Origin of the sequence: Candidatus Methanoprimaticola sp. MG2 (assembly GCF_047501175.1) — an archaeon.
Lineage (GTDB): Archaea > Thermoplasmatota > Thermoplasmata > Methanomassiliicoccales > Methanomethylophilaceae > Methanoprimaticola.
In genome coordinates this window covers 1-23,716 of the sequence record NZ_JBEQWH010000001.1, presented here as the reverse complement: position 1 = coordinate 23,716, position 23,716 = coordinate 1, and the positions used below count along the sequence as shown (strand labels likewise).

13 protein-coding genes, 1 tRNA gene and 2 rRNA genes are annotated in these 23,716 nt (G+C 55.6%); 4 read left to right on the top strand and 12 right to left on the bottom strand.

The annotated features are described in order from the left end of the window. Positions 1 to 5: 5 nt before the first annotated feature. Positions 6 to 1,652 carry a tetraether lipid synthase Tes gene (gene tes, locus V5D86_RS00080; RefSeq protein ID WP_414594661.1) on the bottom strand — a complete coding sequence of 549 codons (1,647 nt, stop codon included), beginning with the start codon at positions 1,650 to 1,652 and terminating at the stop codon, positions 6 to 8. A 317-nt stretch (positions 1,653 to 1,969) separates the two neighbouring features. Between tes and V5D86_RS00075 the strand changes: the two genes are divergently transcribed. The 3 genes from V5D86_RS00075 to V5D86_RS00065 are packed head-to-tail and all read left to right on the top strand — an operon-like array spanning position 1,970 to position 10,368. Beyond that, on the top strand, positions 1,970 to 5,908 hold the full coding sequence (locus V5D86_RS00075) for a lamin tail domain-containing protein (protein ID WP_414594660.1): 3,939 nt from the start codon (positions 1,970 to 1,972) through the stop codon (positions 5,906 to 5,908). 54 nt (positions 5,909 to 5,962) lie between these two features. Then, entirely contained in the window at positions 5,963 to 6,982 is a 1,020-nt protein-coding gene (locus V5D86_RS00070; RefSeq protein WP_414594659.1) for an NOG1 family protein, read from the top strand. Then, the gene (locus V5D86_RS00065) at positions 6,979 to 10,368 is read left to right on the top strand and encodes a DNA polymerase II large subunit (protein WP_414594658.1); all 3,390 of its coding nucleotides are present in this window, start codon (positions 6,979 to 6,981) and stop codon (positions 10,366 to 10,368) included. The genes V5D86_RS00070 and V5D86_RS00065 overlap by 4 nt, the downstream gene beginning before the upstream one ends. Here the strand turns inward: V5D86_RS00065 and V5D86_RS00060 are convergent, their stop codons facing one another. From V5D86_RS00060 to V5D86_RS00015, 10 genes are all read right to left on the bottom strand, one after another. After that, positions 10,369 to 11,259, bottom strand: coding sequence for a hypothetical protein (locus V5D86_RS00060; protein WP_414594657.1), 891 nt, complete (start codon positions 11,257 to 11,259; stop codon positions 10,369 to 10,371). It abuts the gene before it with no gap. Between the two features lie 69 nt (positions 11,260 to 11,328). Further along, the gene (locus V5D86_RS00055; RefSeq protein WP_414594656.1) at positions 11,329 to 12,177 is read right to left on the bottom strand and encodes a DNA-directed RNA polymerase subunit D; all 849 of its coding nucleotides are present in this window, start codon (positions 12,175 to 12,177) and stop codon (positions 11,329 to 11,331) included. Positions 12,178 to 12,189: 12 nt separating this feature from the next. Further along, complete coding sequence (locus V5D86_RS00050; protein ID WP_414594655.1) at positions 12,190 to 12,576, bottom strand: 30S ribosomal protein S11; 387 nt, start codon at positions 12,574 to 12,576, stop codon at positions 12,190 to 12,192. Beyond that, complete coding sequence (locus V5D86_RS00045) at positions 12,576 to 13,223, bottom strand: 30S ribosomal protein S4 (RefSeq protein WP_414594654.1); 648 nt, start codon at positions 13,221 to 13,223, stop codon at positions 12,576 to 12,578. The genes V5D86_RS00050 and V5D86_RS00045 overlap by 1 nt, the downstream gene beginning before the upstream one ends. Before the next feature lie 10 nt (positions 13,224 to 13,233). After that, positions 13,234 to 13,713 carry a 30S ribosomal protein S13 gene (locus V5D86_RS00040; protein ID WP_414594653.1) on the bottom strand — a complete coding sequence of 160 codons (480 nt, stop codon included), beginning with the start codon at positions 13,711 to 13,713 and terminating at the stop codon, positions 13,234 to 13,236. Between the two features lie 280 nt (positions 13,714 to 13,993). Beyond that, positions 13,994 to 14,081 (bottom strand) — tRNA-Leu (locus V5D86_RS00035). A 14-nt stretch (positions 14,082 to 14,095) separates the two neighbouring features. Then, positions 14,096 to 14,986, bottom strand: coding sequence for a type II methionyl aminopeptidase (map, locus tag V5D86_RS00030; protein ID WP_414594652.1), 891 nt, complete (start codon positions 14,984 to 14,986; stop codon positions 14,096 to 14,098). Then, positions 14,980 to 15,627, bottom strand: a complete 648-nt coding sequence (locus V5D86_RS00025) for an L-threonylcarbamoyladenylate synthase (RefSeq protein ID WP_414594651.1) — start codon at positions 15,625 to 15,627, stop codon at positions 14,980 to 14,982. The genes map and V5D86_RS00025 overlap by 7 nt, the downstream gene beginning before the upstream one ends. After that, positions 15,620 to 16,258: an MBL fold metallo-hydrolase gene (locus V5D86_RS00020; RefSeq protein ID WP_414594650.1), complete on the bottom strand. Its 639-nt coding sequence runs from the start codon at positions 16,256 to 16,258 to the stop codon at positions 15,620 to 15,622. Before V5D86_RS00020 ends, V5D86_RS00025 begins: the two co-directional genes overlap by 8 nt. Before the next feature lie 155 nt (positions 16,259 to 16,413). Further along, positions 16,414 to 19,327: ribosomal RNA gene (locus V5D86_RS00015) — 23S ribosomal RNA — on the bottom strand. 558 nt (positions 19,328 to 19,885) lie between these two features. On the opposite strand from V5D86_RS00015, the gene V5D86_RS00010 reads away from it, so the two are divergent. After that, complete coding sequence (locus tag V5D86_RS00010; protein ID WP_414594649.1) at positions 19,886 to 20,350, top strand: pyridoxamine 5'-phosphate oxidase family protein; 465 nt, start codon at positions 19,886 to 19,888, stop codon at positions 20,348 to 20,350. Positions 20,351 to 20,601: 251 nt separating this feature from the next. Here the strand turns inward: V5D86_RS00010 and V5D86_RS00005 are convergent. After that, positions 20,602 to 23,515: ribosomal RNA gene (locus tag V5D86_RS00005) — 23S ribosomal RNA — on the bottom strand. Positions 23,516 to 23,716: the final 201 nt, after the last annotated feature.

Genomic DNA, 23,716 nt, shown 5'->3' with positions numbered 1-23,716 from the left:
GAAGATCACTCCTTCTGAGGCTCGTCAGCCTGCTCGTCCTTGGGGACGATGAGGGCCTCGGCAAGCTCCTTTGCCTCCTTGGCATGGGTCTTCTTCCACTCCTCGAGAGGAACGGAGAACTCCTCCTCGACGCCCTTCCTGAACTCGGGTCCGGAATTGTAGGCGCAGAAGGGGATGACCCTGAGGTCCGGCGTCACATAGTGGACTCCGCACCTCCTCACCCTCTCCACATCATAGTTGAAGCTGTCCTGGAAGTGCATTCCAGCGATCAGCATCATCTTCCACGAGAACGCGGCGAGGGTGTCCTTGGACTTGTCGGACATGACATCCCTGATGAGCTCCACGAAGACCTTCTTCGAGAGCCCCTCCGGCATCTTGGACTCGTCGGTGCAGCTGTTGAGCAGCTTGACTAGCTTGGCGACATAGAGCTTCTTGAACCTGGAGTTCTCGGCCTTGTCGGCGATCTCGTTGAGTCCGGCGGAGAAGCGGGGGACGTCGACGAATCTGGGGAAGGGCACGACATTGCCCTTGTCGTCCTGGAACAGGTACGTCGCGATACCGCAGTGGGGATGGGTGGTGAACGTGACCTTGTTCTCCCCGAGGATTATGGACGCGAACTTGGAGATGGGCGCGACGACAGGGACGGGATACCAGTCTTCCTTGGTGGCGAATCCTGTCTGGGTCTCGACGGCCTCCACCAGGTCTGGGAGCGTGAACCTTCCGGAGGCGACCTCCTCGTTGGTCACCCTTCCGGTGAAGGCTATGGGCTGGAAGTTGACTCCGCGGACGACGTCCGCGTTGTCGAACGCGAATCTGACTATGTCGCCGATGATGTCGTCGTTCATCCCCTTTCCGACCACTGGCACGAGGACGACGGACGGAGGCTTGAGTCCGTCCGTCTTGAGCTTTCTGCAGTTCTCCAGCACTCCGAGCTTGACGGCCATCATCTTGCGGCCGCGGGAGCGGAGGTACACCTCGTCGGTGAGTCCGTCGAACTGCAGGTAGATCGTGTTCATACCGGCTTCCTTGGCGGCCTTCAGGAACTCGTAGTCCCTGGCGAACTTGATACCGTTCGTGGCGACCTGGACCTGCGCGAACCCGAGCTTCTTGGCGTCTGCGACGGCCTCTATGAACTGGGGATAGACAGTGGGCTCCCCTCCGGCGAACTGGATCGCGGTGCACTTGATCGGCTTCTCTGAACGGAGCGCGACCATCATGTCGTGGACCTGCTCGAACGTGGGCTCGTAGACGTAACCCGCATCGTTCGCATTGGCGAAGCAGATCGGACAGTTCATGTTGCATCTGTTGGTCAGGTCGAGGTTGGCGATGGCGGAGCAGGAGAGCATATCGATCCTCTCCCCGTCGATGACGATATGGACCGTGTCGTCGGGATCGTCACCGATGGTCCTGTCCATGGCATTGTGGAGTCCGACCCCGTCATAGGCGAACTTCTCCGCCCTGAGGTACATCTCCTCGTCTCCCCAGTAGACATCGGAGAACTTCCCGTGTTCGGGGCAGGTCTTGTCCATCCAGACTTTTCCGTCCTTTGCATAGATGTCCGCCTGGAGGATCTTCCCACACTCGGGACATATCGACCGAGTCTTCTTGGGAAGGCCCTTCTTCAGCGCATAATTAGTCGCGGTTGCAGTCATGGTACTTGAAATGGCCCACGCCGTTAAGGTATAAAATAAGAAGCCAACCTTCTTAAAAGGGGCAACGAAGTATCCAAATGCTGGAAAGGTCAGTATTATTGTTTTGGATAATACCATGCGGCACCCATGACCGTGCCGTTGGAGGAGTTGGTCCATGCCCATCCCGCGACCCCAGCACGGGACATCGTATCGCGAAGGATGCCTCGGCATCGAATGATCCGCGGATCCGGTCATACGGCATATGCATCTAACATCGTGTGTGTAAGTGTTACTTACGACCCACCCCTTTATCATCCCTTGGAGGAACCTGTCCCTCCATGAGAGGAACCGATACGAGAGGCAGCATGCCGTTCGCGGTGATTGCTGTGACGATACTGCTCCTGTCCGTCGCCGCCGGGGCAGTGGCGGCAAGCTACCAGAGGGCCGGGGACAACGCGGACAGGACGGGCGACGACATCGATGCCATCGACCATGCCGTCCTCGGGACCACCGCCTACATAGACAGGGGCCTAGGGGAGATCATATTCGGGATCTCCACGGATGACACACTTGGAGGCCTAGGGGAGAGGTCGGAGGAGTTCGACAGACGGATGTCGAAATGGTTCGAGTTTCAGTTCGACGGCAAGCCGATGGTCAGTGGGAGCACGAAGGTCGAGTACAGGTCCCATGACATCCACCTGGTATCGGAACCGATGGGCCTCAGCTCCCCGACCGACATGGACGGATACATGCCGACATATCTCCGCGGGACCGGTACCGTATCAGTGCATATAGAGTCCCAATCGGGAAAGGCGGACAGGGACCTGGAGATCTCCACGGATGGCAGCTATGCCCTCCCGCTGGCGGCCGAGAGGGGGTCCCTGTTCCAATCCATGGCAGGCGACGGGGGCATCAGCCTATCGCAGATGATGACATATCAACTGACGTCTCTGGCACAGTACAGAGTGATCTCCGGGTACGGGGCAACCGGCACCATGGGGAAGGGCACGACGGACATCATAACCCCCGACGATGTGAGGGGTGCCTACAGTATATGCATGCAGGCCCTGTCCGCGATCTGCTTCAGGGACGGGGACAACGTCCTGACGGGGAAGCAGCATGCCGATGTGGCGGACATCCTGGTGGCCGACGGAGGGACGGTGTCCATAGACCTCGCCGCGGTGTACTCCCAGGCCATGCTGTCCGCACTGGACGACATCCTGCTGAGATGGATGGACTACCTATACGCATACGACGTCGCTGAAGCGGTCATCGACGTCATACAGCCGTTCAGAGACTCCTTAAGGTCACTGGCATCGTTCATCAGAGGCGAGGAGAGGGTCAGCGGCGTACCGTATCTGAAGAAGGTGATGGATACGAATGGCTACTCCGAGGAGGACTACCGTTTCCCTGGGTCCGGCACCACCGAGGTGACCGTTGGCGGATACACAGTATCGGTGATCAACCCGGCATCGGACCTGTTCTCCATGAGCTGGCTCACACACTTCAAACAGCGCTACGACTCCGGGGACTACGTCCAGGACTTCATCCTAGACGTCCTGAAGGGAGCGGCGATACGTCTGGCCGAACGCAACGATCTCGGAGTGGTGACGTTCGCTGTCGACCCGTACGACACGACCGGGTTCCTGGAGAGGTTGAACCAGGTGTACCGTCAGACGGTCTCCGGATGCTGGGATGCCGTCGAATCGTCCGTATCGGATGCCCTGTCTGGATCGGACAGGAGGGACGAGTTCTACTGTAGACTTGCGGATGAGATCCATTCCCATTCCGGTGACCTCGTCCATATCGGGGAGTTCCGCGACAGGCTGCGCTCCGAACTGTCTGATGCCATCAAGTCCGACGACCGCCCCGAAGAGGAGAGGCCGGACATCGACGAGCTCATGGCGTCACCGGCCGTGTCGCGTGCGGTGTCATCCTACAAGGTGGCCGTGATCTCGGACCTGTCCCTGTTCGAGCCCCTCAAGGATGTGGACGGGGGGTCGGAAAGCCTGATGAAGAAGGTCCTGACGATGATCTGCTCCTATGGGCTGAAGGCTTTGGACATCCTGTATCCGGTCGAGGAGAAGGCACGCCTCATGGGCGATGAGATCCTGGCCATGAACGGCATGAACCCCTACGGCGGGGTCATCGACCTGCCGGGATCGGGATCGTTCGAACTGGTGGACGATGCGGGGAACCGTCTCACGGAGAAGCTGAGCGCTGATGTCTCCGCGGACGAGCTGATCGTGATCGTGACGAGCATCCCGGAGAAATGCGTGCATGTGACGGGATTCAGGGATGAGCGTGATGCCGCATATTCCACGACATTCTCGGTAACGGTCGTCGGTGACGTCGGATACAGGGTCGAAGGGTCAGGATCCCTGGCCGAATCGATGGACGGGATATCTTCCGCCATATCCGACTCCTTCATGGTGGACACGGTCTTGGAGGTCACGGTCGCGAGCGGATGGGCACTGGACGGTATCGACTACATCCCGACGTCTACCGTGCTCTCCGATCTCTCGAAAATGCTCCTGAAGATCTTCGAACCGTTGATAGAACCGCTCAGGAAGGTCATGGAGACGATCCGCGAGGCCATGACCGCGATAAGCGAGTGCGTCATGGAGGCCCTGGGGTTCGTATCTGAGCATCTCATCCGCCTGTACAACGCGATCATGGGTCCCCTGGAGGACCTGAGACAGATGATAGAGGACTCCATCGACGAGCTCATATCCGAATCTGTGTTCGACGTCCTGGTCAACATAAGCCAGGCACATCAGGACGTGACGTTCCAGTTCTTCGGGTGCGAGCTAACTCTGACCACCGACATAGGTACCCTGGCTTCCAAGACCAAATCCCTCCTGAGCATGACCCTGGCGATGCCGATAGCCGGACTGGGGATCGTGGCGGGGATCGACGTGAAATATCGCGGGGACCTCGGACAGTTCGACTCCGATGGACTGGTGATCACCGGAAGCGGTAGCGTTAAGGGGGACGGCTGGGAGGTCGGGGCCACACTGGACCCGCTGATGAAGGGCGGGAAGTACCTGATCACAGTGGACGGCAAGATCGGGAAGAACAGGATATCCCTGGTCGCTCCGAAGCTGGAGAGGTATCACAACATCGGGACGTCGCTGAGCGACATCCCAGGCATAGGCGATGCGCTGAACAACATCCCCCTGCCGGTCCTGGGGGTCAATGTCGGCCTGGATGCGGGATTCAACATCAGATACGCGTCGGCGATGCAGAACGGCATAATAATCAACGAGATCGAGTCCAATCCCGAGGGCGAGGACTCGGACAACGAATGGTTCGAGATACACAACAACACGGACAAGGGTGTGGACCTCAAGGGCTGGTACGTCTCGTACATCAACGGTGCCAGGGAGCATGTCATGCCTCTGAGCGGGACGCTGCCGCCGGGGGGCTTCCTCGTCGTGGAGCCCACGTTCAACATCATCAACGTGTCCGGGAACAGGCTGAGGATATTCGACGACGAAGGGAACCAGAGCGACTCCGTGGAGGTGCCGGGGGACAGTGACAACAGCTCCGCGACATGGCAACGCACCTTCGACGGGTCCACCAAGTGGGAATTCACCGAGAACACAATGGGCGGGAGCCAAGGGAACATAGCGTTCACCAACTTCGGGAAGGACGAGGTCGTGACCGTGCTGGAGAGGTCGATAGACAAGGCATTCGACAAGGTCCCGAACATCACAGACATCGATACCCTGGTCGCATACACCCAACAGCTCATCCGCTACATACTGGAGGGACTGATCGACCTGGCCGCCGAACAGCTGATCGACGCATCCGTGTTCGCTCAGGTGGACCTGAAGGACGCGACATCGACGGTCGCGACGGGGATGCGTGTCGCATTCCGCACCGACGGGGACCTGATACGCGACTGCCTCCGCTACGTGGCGGGACATCTGGAATCCATCCTCCTTGGCATGAGCAACCCGTATCGCATAGACCCGCTGGAGATGTTCACGGAGAACATCGACCTGGAGGTGTGCTTCCACACCGGGGTCGGATTCCCCCAGCTCCTGTCGAAGGGCATGGACGGTCTCCCGGAGATGGACCTCAATGTGGTGTTCAGGGCCAATCTGTCGTCGCTTACCAGGATCGTCGATATGGACACGGGAAGGCCGGAGATGGAATTCGGCATCCTGGCAAGGGACTGCCCTCCGGAACTCATACCATCCAAACTGGGGCCGAAGAGGGACATGTGCAACGACCTGTGGATGTTCAAGACGACCGTCACGCTAGCATGACGGGATGGACGGGGCCGCCAGGTGCGCGCCCCTCCCAGGCTCACCCTTATAATCATGCGCGCGTTGGGGAGTGACATGGCCGCGATGGACTTCAAGATCCCGACTGTCCTCACTTCGGAGGAGCTTATGGAGAAGGCGTTCCACAGAGCGTCTAAGATACGCAAGGAAGGGACCAACTCGCTCGATACGAAGAAGAAGACCGCCCTTGCGAAGGTCACCGCGTCCGGAGACATCATAGTGACGGCCCTTCAGGGCTACGTGAACAAATTCCCGAGACTCGAGAAAGAGGGTGACTTCCTGCCCGAGCTCGTAGATATCGTCATAGGGATAGACAGATACAAGAAGGCCCTCGGGGCCGTCAACTGGTGCGCCACCAAGGCGGACAAGCTGAAGAACGACACGCTCAGGGACATCCGCAGGACCAAGGACCCTGAGATAGTCGAGGCCACCAGGAGGAGCTTCTATGGGAGGCTCAACTCGTACGTCGACCGCATATCCGACGACCTCCTCTTCCTGCAGGACGCCAAGAACAAGTTCAGGAGACTCCCCGCCGTCGAACCCGATACGCCCACGATCGTGGTCGCCGGATTCCCGAACGTCGGGAAGAGCAATCTCGTCACCGTCCTCTCCAGCGCCGAGCCTGAGATCGCCCCGTACCCATTCACCACCAAGGGAGTCATAGTGGGTCACATCAAGGACGACTGGCGCAAATACCAGATAATCGACACGCCCGGACTTCTGGACAGGGAGTTCGACAAGAGGAACGCCATCGAGAAGCAGGCGGTCCTGGCCCTGAGGTACCTCACCGACGTCATGCTGTTCGTCATAGACCCGTCCGAATCCTGCGGGTTCCCCAGGGAGATGCAGGAGAGGCTGCTTGCCACGATCAAGGACAGCTTCACCGGGGTCACGATCATCGAGGCCGAGAGCAAGGCCGACATCATGAAGACCGGGGGCGACAGGATCTGCTTCTCGGCACAGTCCGGGGAGAACATGGACATCCTCACCGGGAGGATCCTCGAGGAACTCCGTTACATCGCGCGCCGCAAGGCCGCGGAGGCCCAGATCGAATGAGCGAGAAGGGTCCGGCATTCAGCGAGGAGATGTCGTCGTACTTCTCCGAACTGTCAGCGAAGAAGGACGAGTGCTACGCCATAGCCGGCAAGGCAAGGAAGATGGGATTCGACCCGTTCACCGAGGTGGAGATCCCTCAGGCAGAGGACCTCGCGTCCCGTGTGGAGAAGCTTCTGGACGACTACCATGTGGAAGGCGTGGCCGACGACATCCGCAGGCTGACCGCGGAACTTGGGAATCGTGAGCTAGTCGCACTGATGGTCGCGAAGGAGATGGCGAAACGCCCTGCGGAATCGACCGAGAAGGCTCTCGACAGGGCCGTGAGGGTCGGTCTGGCGGTACTCACCGAAGGGATCCTGGTCGCTCCGCTGGAGGGCATAGCCGACACGAAGATCGGCAAGAACGCCGACGGGACGAACTATGTCGACCTCATCTTCGCCGGACCCATCCGTGCGGCTGGAGGTACCGGCCAGGCCATGAGCGTCCTCATCGCAGACGTCGTGAGGACCGAACTGGGGATCGGGAGATACATCCCCACCGAAGGGGAGATCGCGAGATTCGACGAGGAGATCCCCCTGTACAAGCAATGTCAGCACCTGCAGTACACGCCGACATCGGAAGAGATAGACCTGATCGTGAGGAACTGCCCCGTATGCGTCGACGGGGAAGGGACGGAACAGATGGAGATATCCGGATTCAGGGACCTTCCGCGCATCGAGACCAACAGGGTGAGGGGCGGAGCCTGCCTCGTCATAGCCGAAGGGATGTGCCAGAAGGCATCCAAACTGAAGAAGCACGTCGACAAGATAGGTCTGTCCGGATGGGATTTCATCGGGAAGTTCCTGGATGCCCACAAGACGGAGAAGAAGGCGGAGGACCCCGAAGCGCCCAAGCACGTGGAGCCGAAGGAGAAGTACCTTATGGACATAGTCGCCGGACGCCCCATATTCGGCCATCCCTGTGTCGTCGGCGGGTTCAGGCTGAGGTACGGAAGGGCACGGACGTCCGGACTGGCATCCCTCGCGTACAGCGTCCCATCGATGTACGTGATGGACGAGTTCATGGCCATAGGGACCCAGCTCAAGATCGAGAGGCCTGGAAAGGCCAGCGTCGTCACCCCATGCGACGAGCTGGAGGGACCGACGGTCCTTCTGAAGAACGGAGACCTAGTCTACTGCGATTCCAAGGAGAAGGCGCTGGAGGTACGCAACCAGATTGCCGAGATAGTGGACAACGGGGAGATCCTGATCCCGTTCGGCGAGTTCTGCGAGAACAACCACACCCTCGTCCCATGCGGATATCCGATCGAATGGCACAGGCTGGAGATCCTGGAGAAGGGGGACCTGCCGGATGACTGGAGAGACCCCACGTACGAACGTGCAAAGGAGATGTGCTCCGTGCTGGGCGTGCCACTGCATCCTAAGTTCAACCTGTTCTGGTCCGACTGGCCATTGGACAGGATAAAGCTGCTCCGCGAACACGTCCTGGCGACCGGAAGGTATGACGGGACCAACCTGTCCATGGAAAACGAACCTGTGTCCAAGAGGATGCTGGAGGACCTGTGCGCCCTGCATATCCTGAGGGACGGACGTCTGATAATCGATGAGAGGTACTCTCTGCCGATGATCGACTGCCTGGGAATCAGGATAGAGGGTGACCGTCTTACCGCCGGGCCCGAGCTCGACGGCAGAGACACGCTCTCGGCCATCGGTGCGGCAGCTGGATATGAGGTCCGTGCACGCGCCATGACCCGTGTCGGGACCAGGATGGGAAGGCCGGAGAAGGCCAAGGAACGCGAGATGACCCCAAAGGTGCATGCGCTCTTCCCGGTCGGCAAGGATGCTGATTCCGGAAAGGAGATGAACTCTGCCATAGACGTCGCCAGATCCTCCGCATCGAGCAGGAAGGGCGGTCGCCCGGAGATATCCGTGGAGGTGGGCAACAGGTTATGCCCCATGTGCAAGACGTTCACATACAGGAACTGGTGCAGGACGTGCGGATCGCATACCACGTACGTTCCCAGACCCAACGACTTCGGGGACCTGGGGCCGGCACCGTTCCCGATCAATCTCGAGGACGAGTACAAGGCCGCCCTGGAATCGCTCGGGGAGAGGACCCCTCCGGAGCTCAAGTGCCTGGATGTGCTCATCTCCAAGACGAAACCTTGCGAAGCCGTGGAGAAGGGGATCCTGAGGCAGCGTAACGGTGTCAGTTGCTTCAAGGATGGTACGATAAGGTTCGACATGACCGACATCCCCCTCACCCATTTCAAACCCAGGGAGATAGGCCTGAGCATCGAGAAGGCGCACGAACTGGGATACGTGCATGATTGGAACAACGAACCCCTCGTCGATCCGGACCAGATATGCGAACTGAAGGTCCAGGACATCGTCCCGGCCAAGGACTGCGGAGACTATCTGGTCAAGGTCGCCGCATACCTGGACGATGAGCTCGAGAAGCTGTACCATCTACCGAGATACTACAACGTGAAGAACAGGACCGACCTCATAGGTCACATAACGTTCGGACTCGCCCCGCACACATCCGGAGGGATCCTGTGCAGGATAATCGGATACGCAGACGTACGCGGATGCTACGGGCATCCATTCTTCCATGCCGCCAAGAGGAGGAACTGCGACGGTGACGAGGATTGTGTCATCCTCGCAATGGACGGGCTCCTGAACTTCTCGAAGTCATTCCTTCCCGACCGCAGGGGAGGGCTCATGGATGCTCCGCTGGTCCTCACCACGAGACTGGACCCCAACGAGATCGACAAGGAGGCGCACAACGTGGACTGCCTTCGCCACTATCCGATAGAGCTGTACCGTGCCGCCATGGAGATGAAGGACCCTAAGACGATCGAGAAGCACATGGACCTCATCGCAGGAAGGATCGGGACACCTGACCAGTATGAGCACATGGGGTTCACCCACGATACGAGGGACATCTCTGAAGGACCGAAGTACTCTGCATACACCACACTGGAGACCATGATGGACAAGATGGATGCTCAGCTGATGCTCGGAAAGAAGATCCGTGCGGTGGACGAGCAGGATGTTGCCCGCAGGGTCCTCAACAAGCACTTCCTGCCGGACATGATCGGAAACCTGAGGAGCTTCTCCACGCAGACGGTCAGATGCACGAAATGCGGAGAGAAGTACAGGCGCATGCCCCTTGCTGGAAAGTGCACGAAATGCGGCAACTCCCTGACCCTGACGGTCCACGAGGCCTCCGTCAAGAAGTATCTGGAGATCTCCAAGAAGATCGGGGAGAAATACGGACTGGACACCTATACGAAGGAGAGGGTCGAGATCCTGGAGATGTCCATGGACTCCGTATTCAACAACGACAAGGTCAAGAAGTGCAAACTGACCGACTTCTTCTGATCACAGCTTGACGTTGAAGTATGAGTTCTTGAAAGCCTCCAACTGCATGGATATGCCCTTGTTCAGAAGCTTGGCGGTCAGCTTTCCGACATTCTTCGCCATGGATACCTGTGCGAAGAGACCTGACAGGTTGAACACGATGTTCACATACGGAAGGTTCGCCTTGGTGGACCAGTGATCCGCCAGGGCATCCATCCGCTCATTACCGGCCGCAACGACCGCGTCACGTATCGCCTCCGAGATCATCTTCGAGAACGCGATATGGATGTTCATCTCGGCCTCGGGCTTGGTACCAGCCTCCGGAGAGCACCTTTCCATCAACCCTCCGATGTCGGCCGGGACACGTCCCAGGACATCCAGGACATCCCTGAGGTCGGGATAGATGCTGAAGCTCTCCAGTGCCAGATACATGTATTCGGACGATACCGATGCTGCCTTGACAGGGTCCTCGCTCGATCCCTCGATCAGAGCGGTCATCAGATCCTGGATGAACTCCCCCTCGACCTCCATGGCAAACTCGGACACACCGGCACGGGAGTGGAGCTGTCCGTCACCGGATGATGCGAGAATGCATGCGGCCGCCGTCGACACCATCAGGCCATAGTCGTCCTCGGATGGCTGTCCGTTCTCCCTGACGTATGACGTCCACTGTGCGAGTCCCTCAGGGAAGTTACCGGCCTCCATGTCATCGATACCTGCCTTCAGCGTCCCTCCCTCCGGGACGGGGACGGCCTTGGGCTTGGCCTGCGGAGGCATCATCCCTAATGCGGCGGCCATCGGTGAAGCGTTCTGCTTGACACTCTGCTTGTCCGTGTAGTACGCACCGCATTTGGTGCAGAACTCGTCGGAATCGTCGGCAGTCGCTTGACCGCATTTGGGACAGATCTTCATGACCCGGCGAAGAGAAAGATACTATATAAATGGGGGTAAAAGCCCGGCAGAGATGCCGGGCAATGAGTTTCACTGTGCTTCGAGGCTCTCGATCTCGACCTTGAAGGCCTGGGCCTCCTCGGAGAGTATCTCGACAGCCTTGTCGAGCGCCTGTCTCGCAGTAAGGGATCCGTCGGTCTCGAACTTGAAGACGAACTGGGTGTCGTCACCGGTGACGGACAGTCCCCTGCCCGCACCGATGCTCTCCACACAGGACATGCAGAGGTTGCAGTCCCTGGGCTTGACGACCGTCAGCTTTCCGCCCTCGACCCCGTAGACATGCTTGGGACACACTTTGGCGACCTCGATCATGTCCTCGTCGGAGGCGTGCTTCTCATCGATATCGATCACGGGGAGGTACGAATACCCCACACCGTTGCATACCTGCCACTTGACGTGCTTCTTGGCTGTGCCCATCACAGCATACGCGTAGATCATGACGGCCTGACCGTCAGTGAGCTCCACGATGGGGATGAACTCGTCCTTGACCTTGAGGTCAGGGTTGCCGAGGGGCATGAGGTCGCCCGAGTACACCGTGCACGGTCCGTGCTTGTTCAGACTGTACATGATGGTGCAGTTGGGGCAGAACCCCTCGCCGTGACAGGAACATTCCTCCTGCGGGACGAACAGGTCGAGGTCCGTGGGGACCGGGACCATTCCGAGTCTGTGGGCGATGATTTCATCGAACAGGGGCGTGGTACTCTCGTACTCCTTACCGTCCATGTCGACGGGACCCAGGTGGAACTCCACCTTGTCGATCGCCATCTTAGGCAGGTCGGTCAGGAGCGTCCTGCGGAGAGCGTTGGCCATGGCGGGCGAGGAGTTGCGAAGGATGAACCTCGCCTTCCTCTCCTCCATTTCGAGAATCTCTATCTCCATGAGAGTTCCCCCTCAGACCCTGCGTCCCCTGCGTCCGCCCTTCTTCTTGGTACCGTCGTGCGGTATGGGTGTGACATCCTCGATACGGCCGATCTTGAGGCCAGCCCTGGTGAGGGCACGGATCGCAGCCTGGGCTCCGGGACCGGGAGAGGCAGATTTGTTGCCTCCGGGTGCCCTGACCCTGACATGGATACCGACGAACTCCTTCTCCTTAGCTGCCTCGGCGACCTTCTCGGCTGCCTTCTGGGCGGCATAGGGCGAAGACTCGTCCTTGGCCTGCTTGACGACCATTCCTCCGGTTGCCTTGGTGATGGTCTCGGCACCGGTGATGTCGGTCAGAGTGATCATGACGTTGTTGTAGCTGGCGTAGATGTTTGCGATTCCCCATTTTGCGGTCATCAGTTAACACCATCCTCTGCTGTGATTCCTGCCTCTGCCGCATCGGCCTTGGCGGCTGCCGCATCGGCTGCCTCCTGCTCTGCGACTGCCTTCGCCCTGACCGCTGCGGAAGCCGCGGCCTGGTCGGCGGACACCCTCATGGGGTGCATCTCATCGGTGTAGGGGGACACGGGGTTGTACTCGATGGAGGATTCCTCGACCCTGGAGACGAGGTATCCGGGAACGGTAACCCTGTGACCGTTCATGAATATGTGTCCGTGAACGATCATCTGCCTTGCCTGCCTGATGGTGCTGGCCAGTCCCTTCTCGAAGACGATGGTCTGAAGCCTGCGGGACAGGACGTCCTCGCTCTTCAGAGCAAGGATGTCGTTGAGGTTGGATCCGACGGGCAGGTATCCGAGCCTTCCGCACTTGTTCAGAAGTGCCTCGGCCTCGATCTTGGCCTGCTTGTCTCCGGACCTCAGGCGTGCCTGAAGGTCCCTGGACTGCTTCCTCAGGTTCCTGAGGATGGTATCGGCCTTCCAGACCTCGGTCTTGTTCTTGAGTCCGAATGCGCGGACGACCTCGAGTTCGGCCTTGATCCTCTCTCCCTGCCAAGGGTGGGAGGGGGTGTCGTAGGTCTTACGTGAAAATTTAGGATCTCCCATTCAAATCACCTCAGGATTTCCTCTGGACTCCGAGAGTCAGTCCGTGCCTTCCATTGGAACGGGTCCTCTGTCCCCTGACCTTGTGGCGTCCCTCGTGCCTGACACCGCGGTAGGAACGGATCATCTTCATCCTGTTGATATCATCCTTCTGGATGATGTCCAGGTCGTTTCCGAGAAGGTGCATGTCGGCACCGGACTCGTAGTCGTTCTGCCTGTTGATGGCCCAAGTGGGTGCGTACTCGACGTAGGACTTGACGAGGGCCTCGATCTCCTTGACCTTCTCGTCAGGGAGCGATCCCATCTTCACGTGGGGGTCCACATCGGCCTTGCTGGCGACGATCTGAGCGACCCTCTTTCCCACGCCTTTGATGCTCTGCAGTCCGACGACGGTCTTCTTCTGACCGTCGATGTCGGTGTTTGCGATACGGACGATGAAGTTGAAGTTCTCATCGACCGCCGCTTTCTGCGACTTCTTTTTCTCTCCTGCCATATAGATAGCCTCCGTAAATGAATCCCGTTGGGATGTGCTCAAGCTCCGGTTCCCGAAGGAAGGAACTCTCAGTGTTCCCTTCCGTCTCCGGACAGGGGTTCCTGAGTTTACGCGAACGTGGCGATGGGCTTATTATTTATAAAGGTAGGGGGAGGGCAGGAACCCGAACCCCAGACAGTTGGTGATGCACCATGCCAGTGAACCCGCCCCGGGTCGAATCCGAGGACTCCTCCGGGAATGAACAGCCAAACAGTGTCGATAAGGGCTCTGAAAAGGGAAATGGTGCTGGAGGCCGGATTCGAACCGGCGAACTCCTACGAGAAAGGATCTTGAGTCCTTCGCCTTTGACCAGGCTTGGCAACTCCAGCACTTGGTTGGGGTTTCACGGGAGAGTCGTCACCTCTCCCCTGTGACCGTCGATGTAGAAAGTGTACTCGTGTTGAGACACCATCCCGCCTCCGGCCTCTACCAGGGTAGCATATCCGGCGAGGACGCCACGACGCATCAGGTTCCTGACATGCTTCTCCGCATCCGGGAACTCACAGCTTCTCGCACAGAACGGGAACTCATGGAACTCCTCCTTGCAGTAATCGAGGAATTCCTGTGCCTTCGGATCTGCCTGGGGCTTGTCCCTCGCGATACGGACGATGTTACCGAACTTACCATTATCCACATAACCCTTTCCATCGGTCGCGAAAGGCTCGATGGCGACGGTCATGCCGGAGAAGATCCTCTGATCGTCGCCGGAGTCGTAGCTGGGGACCGAGAGGCCCGCATGGAGATTGTATCTCTCGATCTGGTGTCCACAGAGGTTCTCGATGGGCACGAAACCATCACGCTTCATACTCATCTCCACGGCCCTGCCGATCTCCCCTAGGGTCACACCATCGCCGATGAACTCGGCAACCGTGTTCCTCGCCCTCTTGGACGCCTCTATGAGCTCGGTGTATCTCTTGGTACCCACTTCGACGGTCCCAGCGGTATCCCCGACGAACCCGTCCAACTCAGCCCCACAGTCGATCTTGACGACATCTCCGATCTCGAAGACACTGGAATCGTTGCAAGACGGCGTGTAATGGGCAGCGATCTCGTTCCTGCTGATGTTGCATGGGAAGGCTAGCCCGCACCCGTGCGAACGTATGTATCCCTCCACCTCCTGTGCAACGTCGTAGAGCTTCACACCCTCGCCCACGAGGGACATCCCCAACTCCCTTGCCTCACCGGACACGCGTCCGGCCTTGCGCAGCTTCTCCAGTTCCTCGGAACTCAGCATCCTAAGACTTCCCTGATCTTGTCTGCAGGGATGGCACCCTGCCTGATGATCTCCACTTCCTTGTCCATGAGCCATACGATCGTGGAGGGCATTCCGAGCGTACATTCGCCCGAATCTATGTACGTGTCGACCGAATCGCCGAAATCAGCGATCGCGGCATCTACGTTGACCGCATCGGGATGAGAATGCAGATTGGCGGATGTGGCCACGATGGGCCCAGTACGCCTCACCAGCTCGAGCGCGAACCTGTTGTCGGGCATGCGTATCCCGACCTTCTGGGACGAGGATGTTACGATGTCCGGGACGTCCGGCTGCTTCTTTATGATTATCGTGATCGGCCCGGGCATGAACGCCTTGATCAGCTTGTCAGCATTCTCATTGAGAACAGCGACCCTCTCGAGCATGGCCTTGTCTGAAACCGCTACGGAGAGTGGCATGTCGAAAGGCCTGTTCTTGACCACATACAGGTTCTTGACCGCCGCTTCGTTGTAAATGTCCGCTCCGATTCCGTATACGGTCTCGGTGGGATACACAATCAGCTTTCCGGCTGCAACATCCTCTGCTGCAGCGATGACCGCGTCATCACATTGGGGGTCGAATCCGTGTGAGTAATCGCACTTTATTATCTTCAATTCAAACACCTGCCATTCTCAAGACCCCGGCGAGATAGCCGGAATCATACCTTTCGCATGTATTGCCATGACCCGGAAACAGTCCCCTTATGTCAATGTTACTAAACCTGGACAGTGAATCCACCATGGCGCCCATCGATCCGCCGGAGAAATCCGTCCTTCCGTAACCTGTAAGGAAGAGAGTGTCTCCTGAAATCAGATAGCCTGTGGACCCCTCATAGAGACAAATTCCCCCAGGAGTATGGCCGGGGGTCTCCATCACACGGAATGTGTGGTCGCCGGTCCCGATGGTGTCACCCTCCTTCAGAGGGTTCACATCCACGGGATGCATCGTCGCACCGAAGAGCGACGAGACCGTCAACATCGGATCTGCGGAAGAGATTGCCGCCACGTCAAGAGCTCCCGCATATGCGGGACATCCGAAAGCGTCGACCATGTCCTTGAGCCCGCCACAATGATCATAATGGCAGTGCGTCAACACGATGGAAGAGGGGCACCGGTCTGTCATCCGCCTGATGGAACGGATGACGTTGTCCGAGTCTTCCCCGGACCCCGTATCCACGATGATCGGATGATCGCCAGATACCAGATAGATATTGGAATCGTACGGGATTGCCGATGGAACCTTCCTGATGGTCATCGAGGTGCCATGGCCAGGTCATATAAACAGATGACGTTCGAAAGAACCACGAACACGAAATGGGATGGAACATCGGATGATGTCGAGAATGTAAAGTGGTTGGTTGGAGGATGAGAATTTTTCATACGGAACCTGTTTAACTGCTAGATCACACCCCAGCGACGTCTAAGAACTTTAGTAAGCCAGGACTGAACATCTCGGCGAACCTCGATGCTTACATCCGGCTTCTATCAAACTCATCATTTATGAGCGTTCTATGGGTACCTCTTTTTTAAGATGGCTTCGAGCTTAGATGCCTTCAGCTCTTATCCACTACCGCGTGGCTACTCAGCATGCCTTGTCAGACAACTGATAAACTAGAGGCGACGAACCCCTGTTCCTCTCGTACTAAAGGGTCCTTCTCATCAGGTACCAACACCTCCATCAAAAAGCAACAAAACTGTCTCGCGACGTTTTAAACCCAGCTCACGATCCCTTTTAATGGGCGAACAACCCCACCCTTGGCAGCTGCTGCACCACCAGGATAGGGAGAGCCGACAGCGAAGTAGCAAGCCACGAGGTCGATGTGAACTCTTGCTCGTGACAACTCAATTATCCCCAGGGTAATTTTTCTGACATCAATCACCCCCATTCAGGAGGTTGATTGGTTCGTTAGGCCTTAGTTTCCTATCTCCGATCCCTATTGTCTGGATCCGAGTCAAGCTGGCTTATACCCTTACATTCTTCGGTAGATTTCTGACCTACCTGAGCCAACCTTTGGGCACCCTTGTTATCTTTTTGAGGGCGTGGCGCCCCACCCGAACTGCCTGCCTATAGCTGTTCCTCCGGAGAGGTGAGTCGTAAAAACTTGCAAGGGCGGTGTTTCATCGGTGACTCGGAGAGATGCTAGCGCACCTTCCTGGGTAACGTCTCCCGCCTACCCTACACATGCCAATTCTTACAACAACAACAGGTTGCAGTGAAACTCCATGGGGTCTTCGCTTTCAGATGGAGGGGTCTGGATTGTGCACCAGACTGATTGTTTTCACTAGCGTCATGGCGGGGACAGTAGAACTCTCGTTGAGCCTTCATGCAAGTCGCCAATTAAGCGACAAGGTATTACGCTACCTTAAGAGGGTCATAGTTACCCCCGCCGTTTATCGGTCCTTCGATCCGTTGAAACAGATTTTCAGATGCCGACACTGGGCAGGCTTCGGCCTCTATACACATCCTTTCGAACTAGCAGAGACCTATGTTTTTATTAAACAGTCGGAGTTCTCTTGTCACTGCGACCAGCAGCTCTCACTGCTGGCACCCCTTCTCCCGAAGTTACAGGGCTAATTTGCCGAGTTCCCTCGCCACGATTATGCTAACACGCCTTAGGCTATTCACCTAGGGACACCTGTGTCGGTTCTTGGTACGAACAATAAGATTGTAACTATGCAGGTTTCACGGAATCCAGGAATTACCGGAAGCAAGCTTACGCTCGCCTCATCACGCATTCACCAACTTCTCACCATTACGGTTCTTCATCGGTTTCGGCGCTTAAATACGCTGACAGGCGTACTCCAGCTATCCCGAACTAACTACATAGGCAAAGATCTTACTGGTACAGGAATATTAACCTGTTTCCCATTCGATAACTTCGATTAAGAGTTACCTTAGGATCGACTAACCCTTGGCTGACGAACATTGCCAAGGAACCCTTGCCCCTGCGGCGACACGGATTCTCACCGTGCTTTGCTGCTACTCACTCCAGGATCCTCGTTGGTACACGGTCCACAGGACTTCACAGCCCTGCTTCTGCCCATGCACCACGCCCCCCTACCGAATTACTTTGCAGTATCCTACAGTATCGGTACTCGGTTTAGCCCCGTCCATTTTCTGGGCCCACGATCTAGACCGGTGAGCTGTTACGCTATCTTTAAAGGATGGCTGCTTCTAAGCCCACCTCCCGGTTGTTTTAGACCGCCGACGCCATTTCGTATTACACTTGACCGAAATTTAGGGACCTTAACTGTAGTCTGGGTTGTTTCCCTTATGGCCACCAAGCTTACCCCGGATGGCCTCACACCCGACGTCTACGATGAACGCAAGTTCGGAGTTTGACAAGATGCCGAGGAATTTCTTCCCCTAAGCACCCAATCGGTGCTCTACCTCACATTCCACCTCGATCGAGGTCTAGCTGCGACTAGTTTCGGGGGGAACCAGCTATTTCCGGCCTAGATTGGCCTTTCACCCCTATACCCAAGTCATCCAAACGATTTGCACATCAGAACTGGTTCGGACCTCCACCTCCCCTTCGAGAGGCTTCATCCTGCTCAGGCATAGATCGACCGGCTTCGGGTATCCGCACCATTGACTCCAGGCGAGCACACCTTGCCCCTCGCAAAAAGCTGCGGGCAATCGGTTTCCCTTCGGCTACCTTATTGAAAAGTTAACCTCGCCAATGACCAGAACTCCCTGGATCGTTTTTCGAAACGAACAAAATAACACTGGTCCACCAAAATTGGTTTCTTCCCTTTGATGCTATTTAAATCTTTAACCGTATGGTTTCAGGTCTTTTGACCTCCCGTTAAGGGTACTTTTCAGTCTTCACTCACGCTACTACTGCACTATCGGACTAGAGACGTATTTAGGGTTGGAAGTGAATGCCTCCCAAATTCATGCGCGATATCCAACGCACACTACTCGAGAACATCATCAATCTCCATATCCGCCTTCCTCTAAGGGGCTATCACCCTCTATGGCCTGGCTTTCCAGCCAAGTTTGAGTATTCGGACGTAGGAGTAAACGAGTCTGTAACACCACATTTCCCTTGCCTTTCGGTAGGGATTCGGTTTGCCCTATACCGCGTTCGATCGCCTTTAATAACGGTATCTCTGTTGATTTCTTTTCCTGCGGGTACTAAGATGCTTCAATCCCCCGCGTTCCCGATCATTACTGATCATTCCGAAGAATAGGAAGTCCCATTAGGTAATCGTCGGATCATAGGCTTCTTGCACCTACCCGACGCATATCGCAGCTTGACACGACCTTCTTCAGCGCTCTAGCCGAACCATCCCCCATACGGCGTAGCATCGCCGCTGGCGTATGATCTAGCACACGTCCAGGTTTCGTATGATTGGTGATCATCGGACTTGATCCGTTCTCATCCTCCAATTACGGAGCCCTACACCACTTCCCCGAGACAGGACCTCTGCCCGGGTGCATGCGATTGTGAATCCAGCCGACTTCTCGGCAGGCGTGGAAACGGCGTAGACGAGGGAAGTATATAAGACTTCCGACGAGTCGCCGCAATCCTTTCCGCGTCAATCCTACGAGTCTTCCCTTAAGCCCCTTTTCAGGTGCTAGAAAGGTGCTCGCAGACGGACGCAACAAACCATGTGAAACGGGCATAGTTAATAAAGTTAACGGTAATAGCGATTCATATTTAGCTGAAATAAATACAATACTGCATATAATTGTATATCCAACCACACGAGTTTGGATTTTTGGCATCGAACATTATCCAAATTAGAATAGAATCCACAGACATGGACATCCTGATGAAAGCAAAACAAATAGAACACCATCGAAGATGCATGTAACGAGATAATGTCCGACTGATGTCGATATAGAGATATTCCAAAAAATCCATGCTAGCGTATGAGCCCGTTCTCAGGGATGAATCGTGCGGATCGTAGATTGTCATCTGATGATGCAGAAGAGATCCTAAGAAATGGGAAGGTTGGAACACTTAGTGTCTCTGGAGTGGAAGGATACCCATATGGCATTCCGATGAATTACGTCTATGACCGGGGATTGCTGCAATTCCACACATCGTCCAGAGATGGATTGCTGCTAAGGTCTCTGAGATCGAATCCCAGAGCATCATTCTGTGTTTTTGAACATGTATGTAACTCCAAATACAGGAGTGTCATTGCATTCGGAATCCTTTCCATTGAGGGTGATAAGAAGGAGATCATCGAGCGGATCATAGACAAGTATGTTCCGAAACCATACAACGAATCGTCAAAGAAGAATATAGGTGAAAAGTTAGAACACATGTGTGGACTTTCATTGACCATCGAACACCTGACTGCTAAGTATGTCGATAAGCCCGGTGAATGAAACCTGGACCGTTAACATGTAACCCCATCTGAAAACTCTCTAGGATATTCCGATCGTATGGACCGGATAAGGGCGGATGATTGAAATGAACCGACGAAAATCAGATTGCCTGTCGGCATATCGACGAATCAAACTGCTATATGCGAAAACACAAGTTGGGATGGAACATCGGATGATGTCGAGAATGTAAAGTGGTTGGTTGGAGGATGAGAATTTTTCATACGGAACCTGTTTAACTGCTAGATCACACCCCAGCGACGTCTAAGAACTTTAGTAAGCCAGGACTGAACATCTCGGCGAACCTCGATGCTTACATCCGGCTTCTATCAAACTCATCATTTATGAGCGTTCTATGGGTACCTCTTTTTTAAGATGGCTTCGAGCTTAGATGCCTTCAGCTCTTATCCACTACCGCGTGGCTACTCAGCATGCCTTGTCAGACAACTGATAAACTAGAGGCGACGAACCCCTGTTCCTCTCGTACTAAAGGGTCCTTCTCATCAGGTACCAACACCTCCATCAAAAAGCAACAAAACTGTCTCGCGACGTTTTAAACCCAGCTCACGATCCCTTTTAATGGGCGAACAACCCCACCCTTGGCAGCTGCTGCACCACCAGGATAGGGAGAGCCGACAGCGAAGTAGCAAGCCACGAGGTCGATGTGAACTCTTGCTCGTGACAACTCAATTATCCCCAGGGTAATTTTTCTGACATCAATCACCCCCATTCAGGAGGTTGATTGGTTCGTTAGGCCTTAGTTTCCTATCTCCGATCCCTATTGTCTGGATCCGAGTCAAGCTGGCTTATACCCTTACATTCTTCGGTAGATTTCTGACCTACCTGAGCCAACCTTTGGGCACCCTTGTTATCTTTTTGAGGGCGTGGCGCCCCACCCGAACTGCCTGCCTATAGCTGTTCCTCCGGAGAGGTGAGTCGTAAAAACTTGCAAGGGCGGTGTTTCATCGGTGACTCGGAGAGATGCTAGCGCACCTTCCTGGGTAACGTCTCCCGCCTACCCTACACATGCCAATTCTTACAACAACAACAGGTTGCAGTGAAACTCCATGGGGTCTTCGCTTTCAGATGGAGGGGTCTGGATTGTGCACCAGACTGATTGTTTTCACTAGCGTCATGGCGGGGACAGTAGAACTCTCGTTGAGCCTTCATGCAAGTCGCCAATTAAGCGACAAGGTATTACGCTACCTTAAGAGGGTCATAGTTACCCCCGCCGTTTATCGGTCCTTCGATCCGTTGAAACAGATTTTCAGATGCCGACACTGGGCAGGCTTCGGCCTCTATACACATCCTTTCGAACTAGCAGAGACCTATGTTTTTATTAAACAGTCGGAGTTCTCTTGTCACTGCGACCAGCAGCTCTCACTGCTGGCACCCCTTCTCCCGAAGTTACAGGGCTAATTTGCCGAGTTCCCTCGCCACGATTATGCTAACACGCCTTAGGCTATTCACCTAGGGACACCTGTGTCGGTTCTTGGTACGAACAATAAGATTGTAACTATGCAGGTTTCACGGAATCCAGGAATTACCGGAAGCAAGCTTACGCTCGCCTCATCACGCATTCACCAACTTCTCACCATTACGGTTCTTCATCGGTTTCGGCGCTTAAATACGCTGACAGGCGTACTCCAGCTATCCCGAACTAACTACATAGGCAAAGATCTTACTGGTACAGGAATATTAACCTGTTTCCCATTCGATAACTTCGATTAAGAGTTACCTTAGGATCGACTAACCCTTGGCTGACGAACATTGCCAAGGAACCCTTGCCCCTGCGGCGACACGGATTCTCACCGTGCTTTGCTGCTACTCACTCCAGGATCCTCGTTGGTACACGGTCCACAGGACTTCACAGCCCTGCTTCTGCCCATGCACCACGCCCCCCTACCGAATTACTTTGCAGTATCCTACAGTATCGGTACTCGGTTTAGCCCCGTCCATTTTCTGGGCCCACGATCTAGACCGGTGAGCTGTTACGCTATCTTTAAAGGATGGCTGCTTCTAAGCCCACCTCCCGGTTGTTTTAGACCGCCGACGCCATTTCGTATTACACTTGACCGAAATTTAGGGACCTTAACTGTAGTCTGGGTTGTTTCCCTTATGGCCACCAAGCTTACCCCGGATGGCCTCACACCCGACGTCTACGATGAACGCAAGTTCGGAGTTTGACAAGATGCCGAGGAATTTCTTCCCCTAAGCACCCAATCGGTGCTCTACCTCACATTCCACCTCGATCGAGGTCTAGCTGCGACTAGTTTCGGGGGGAACCAGCTATTTCCGGCCTAGATTGGCCTTTCACCCCTATACCCAAGTCATCCAAACGATTTGCACATCAGAACTGGTTCGGACCTCCACCTCCCCTTCGAGAGGCTTCATCCTGCTCAGGCATAGATCGACCGGCTTCGGGTATCCGCACCATTGACTCCAGGCGAGCACACCTTGCCCCTCGCAAAAAGCTGCGGGCAATCGGTTTCCCTTCGGCTACCTTATTGAAAAGTTAACCTCGCCAATGACCAGAACTCCCTGGATCGTTTTTCGAAACGAACAAAATAACACTGGTCCACCAAAATTGGTTTCTTCCCTTTGATGCTATTTAAATCTTTAACCGTATGGTTTCAGGTCTTTTGACCTCCCGTTAAGGGTACTTTTCAGTCTTCACTCACGCTACTACTGCACTATCGGACTAGAGACGTATTTAGGGTTGGAAGTGAATGCCTCCCAAATTCATGCGCGATATCCAACGCACACTACTCGAGAACATCATCAATCTCCATATCCGCCTTCCTCTAAGGGGCTATCACCCTCTATGGCCTGGCTTTCCAGCCAAGTTTGAGTATTCGGACGTAGGAGTAAACGAGTCTGTAACACCACATTTCCCTTGCCTTTCGGTAGGGATTCGGTTTGCCCTATACCGCGTTCGATCGCCTTTAATAACGGTATCTCTGTTGATTTCTTTTCCTGCGGGTACTAAGATGCTTCAATCCCCCGCGTTCCCGATCATTACTGATCATTCCGAAGAATAGGAAGTCCCATTAGGTAATCGTCGGATCATAGGCTTCTTGCACCTACCCGACGCATATCGCAGCTTGACACGACCTTCTTCAGCGCTCTAGCCGAACCATCCCCCATACGGCGTAGCATCGCCGCTGGCGTATGATCTAGCACACGTCCAGGTTTCGTATGATTGGTGATCATCGGACTTGATCCGTTCTCATCCTCCAATTACGGAGCCCTACACCACTTCCCCGAGACAGGACCTCTGCCCGGGTGCATGCGATTGTGAATCCAGCCGACTTCTCGGCAGGCGTGGAAACGGCGTAGACGAGGGAAGTATATAAGACTTCCGACGAG

Bases quoted from the DNA above. Each gene is read 5' to 3' on its own strand.
- V5D86_RS00020 (WP_414594650.1), bottom strand. From the start codon at position 16,258: ATGACCATCAGGAAGGTTCCATCGGCAATCCCGTACGATTCCAATATC.
- V5D86_RS00070 (WP_414594659.1), top strand. From the start codon at position 5,963: ATGCGCGCGTTGGGGAGTGACATGGCCGCGATGGACTTCAAGATCCCG.
- V5D86_RS00040 (WP_414594653.1), bottom strand. From the start codon at position 13,713: ATGGCAGGAGAGAAAAAGAAGTCGCAGAAAGCGGCGGTCGATGAGAAC.
- V5D86_RS00075 (WP_414594660.1), top strand. From the start codon at position 1,970: ATGAGAGGAACCGATACGAGAGGCAGCATGCCGTTCGCGGTGATTGCT.
- V5D86_RS00045 (WP_414594654.1), bottom strand. From the start codon at position 13,223: ATGGGAGATCCTAAATTTTCACGTAAGACCTACGACACCCCCTCCCAC.
- V5D86_RS00050 (WP_414594655.1), bottom strand. From the start codon at position 12,576: ATGACCGCAAAATGGGGAATCGCAAACATCTACGCCAGCTACAACAAC.
- V5D86_RS00065 (WP_414594658.1), top strand. From the start codon at position 6,979: ATGAGCGAGAAGGGTCCGGCATTCAGCGAGGAGATGTCGTCGTACTTC.
- V5D86_RS00010 (WP_414594649.1), top strand. From the start codon at position 19,886: ATGAGCCCGTTCTCAGGGATGAATCGTGCGGATCGTAGATTGTCATCT.
- map (WP_414594652.1), bottom strand. From the start codon at position 14,986: ATGCTGAGTTCCGAGGAACTGGAGAAGCTGCGCAAGGCCGGACGCGTG.
- V5D86_RS00055 (WP_414594656.1), bottom strand. From the start codon at position 12,177: ATGGAGATAGAGATTCTCGAAATGGAGGAGAGGAAGGCGAGGTTCATC.
- V5D86_RS00060 (WP_414594657.1), bottom strand. From the start codon at position 11,259: ATGAAGATCTGTCCCAAATGCGGTCAAGCGACTGCCGACGATTCCGAC.
- tes (WP_414594661.1), bottom strand. From the start codon at position 1,652: ATGACTGCAACCGCGACTAATTATGCGCTGAAGAAGGGCCTTCCCAAG.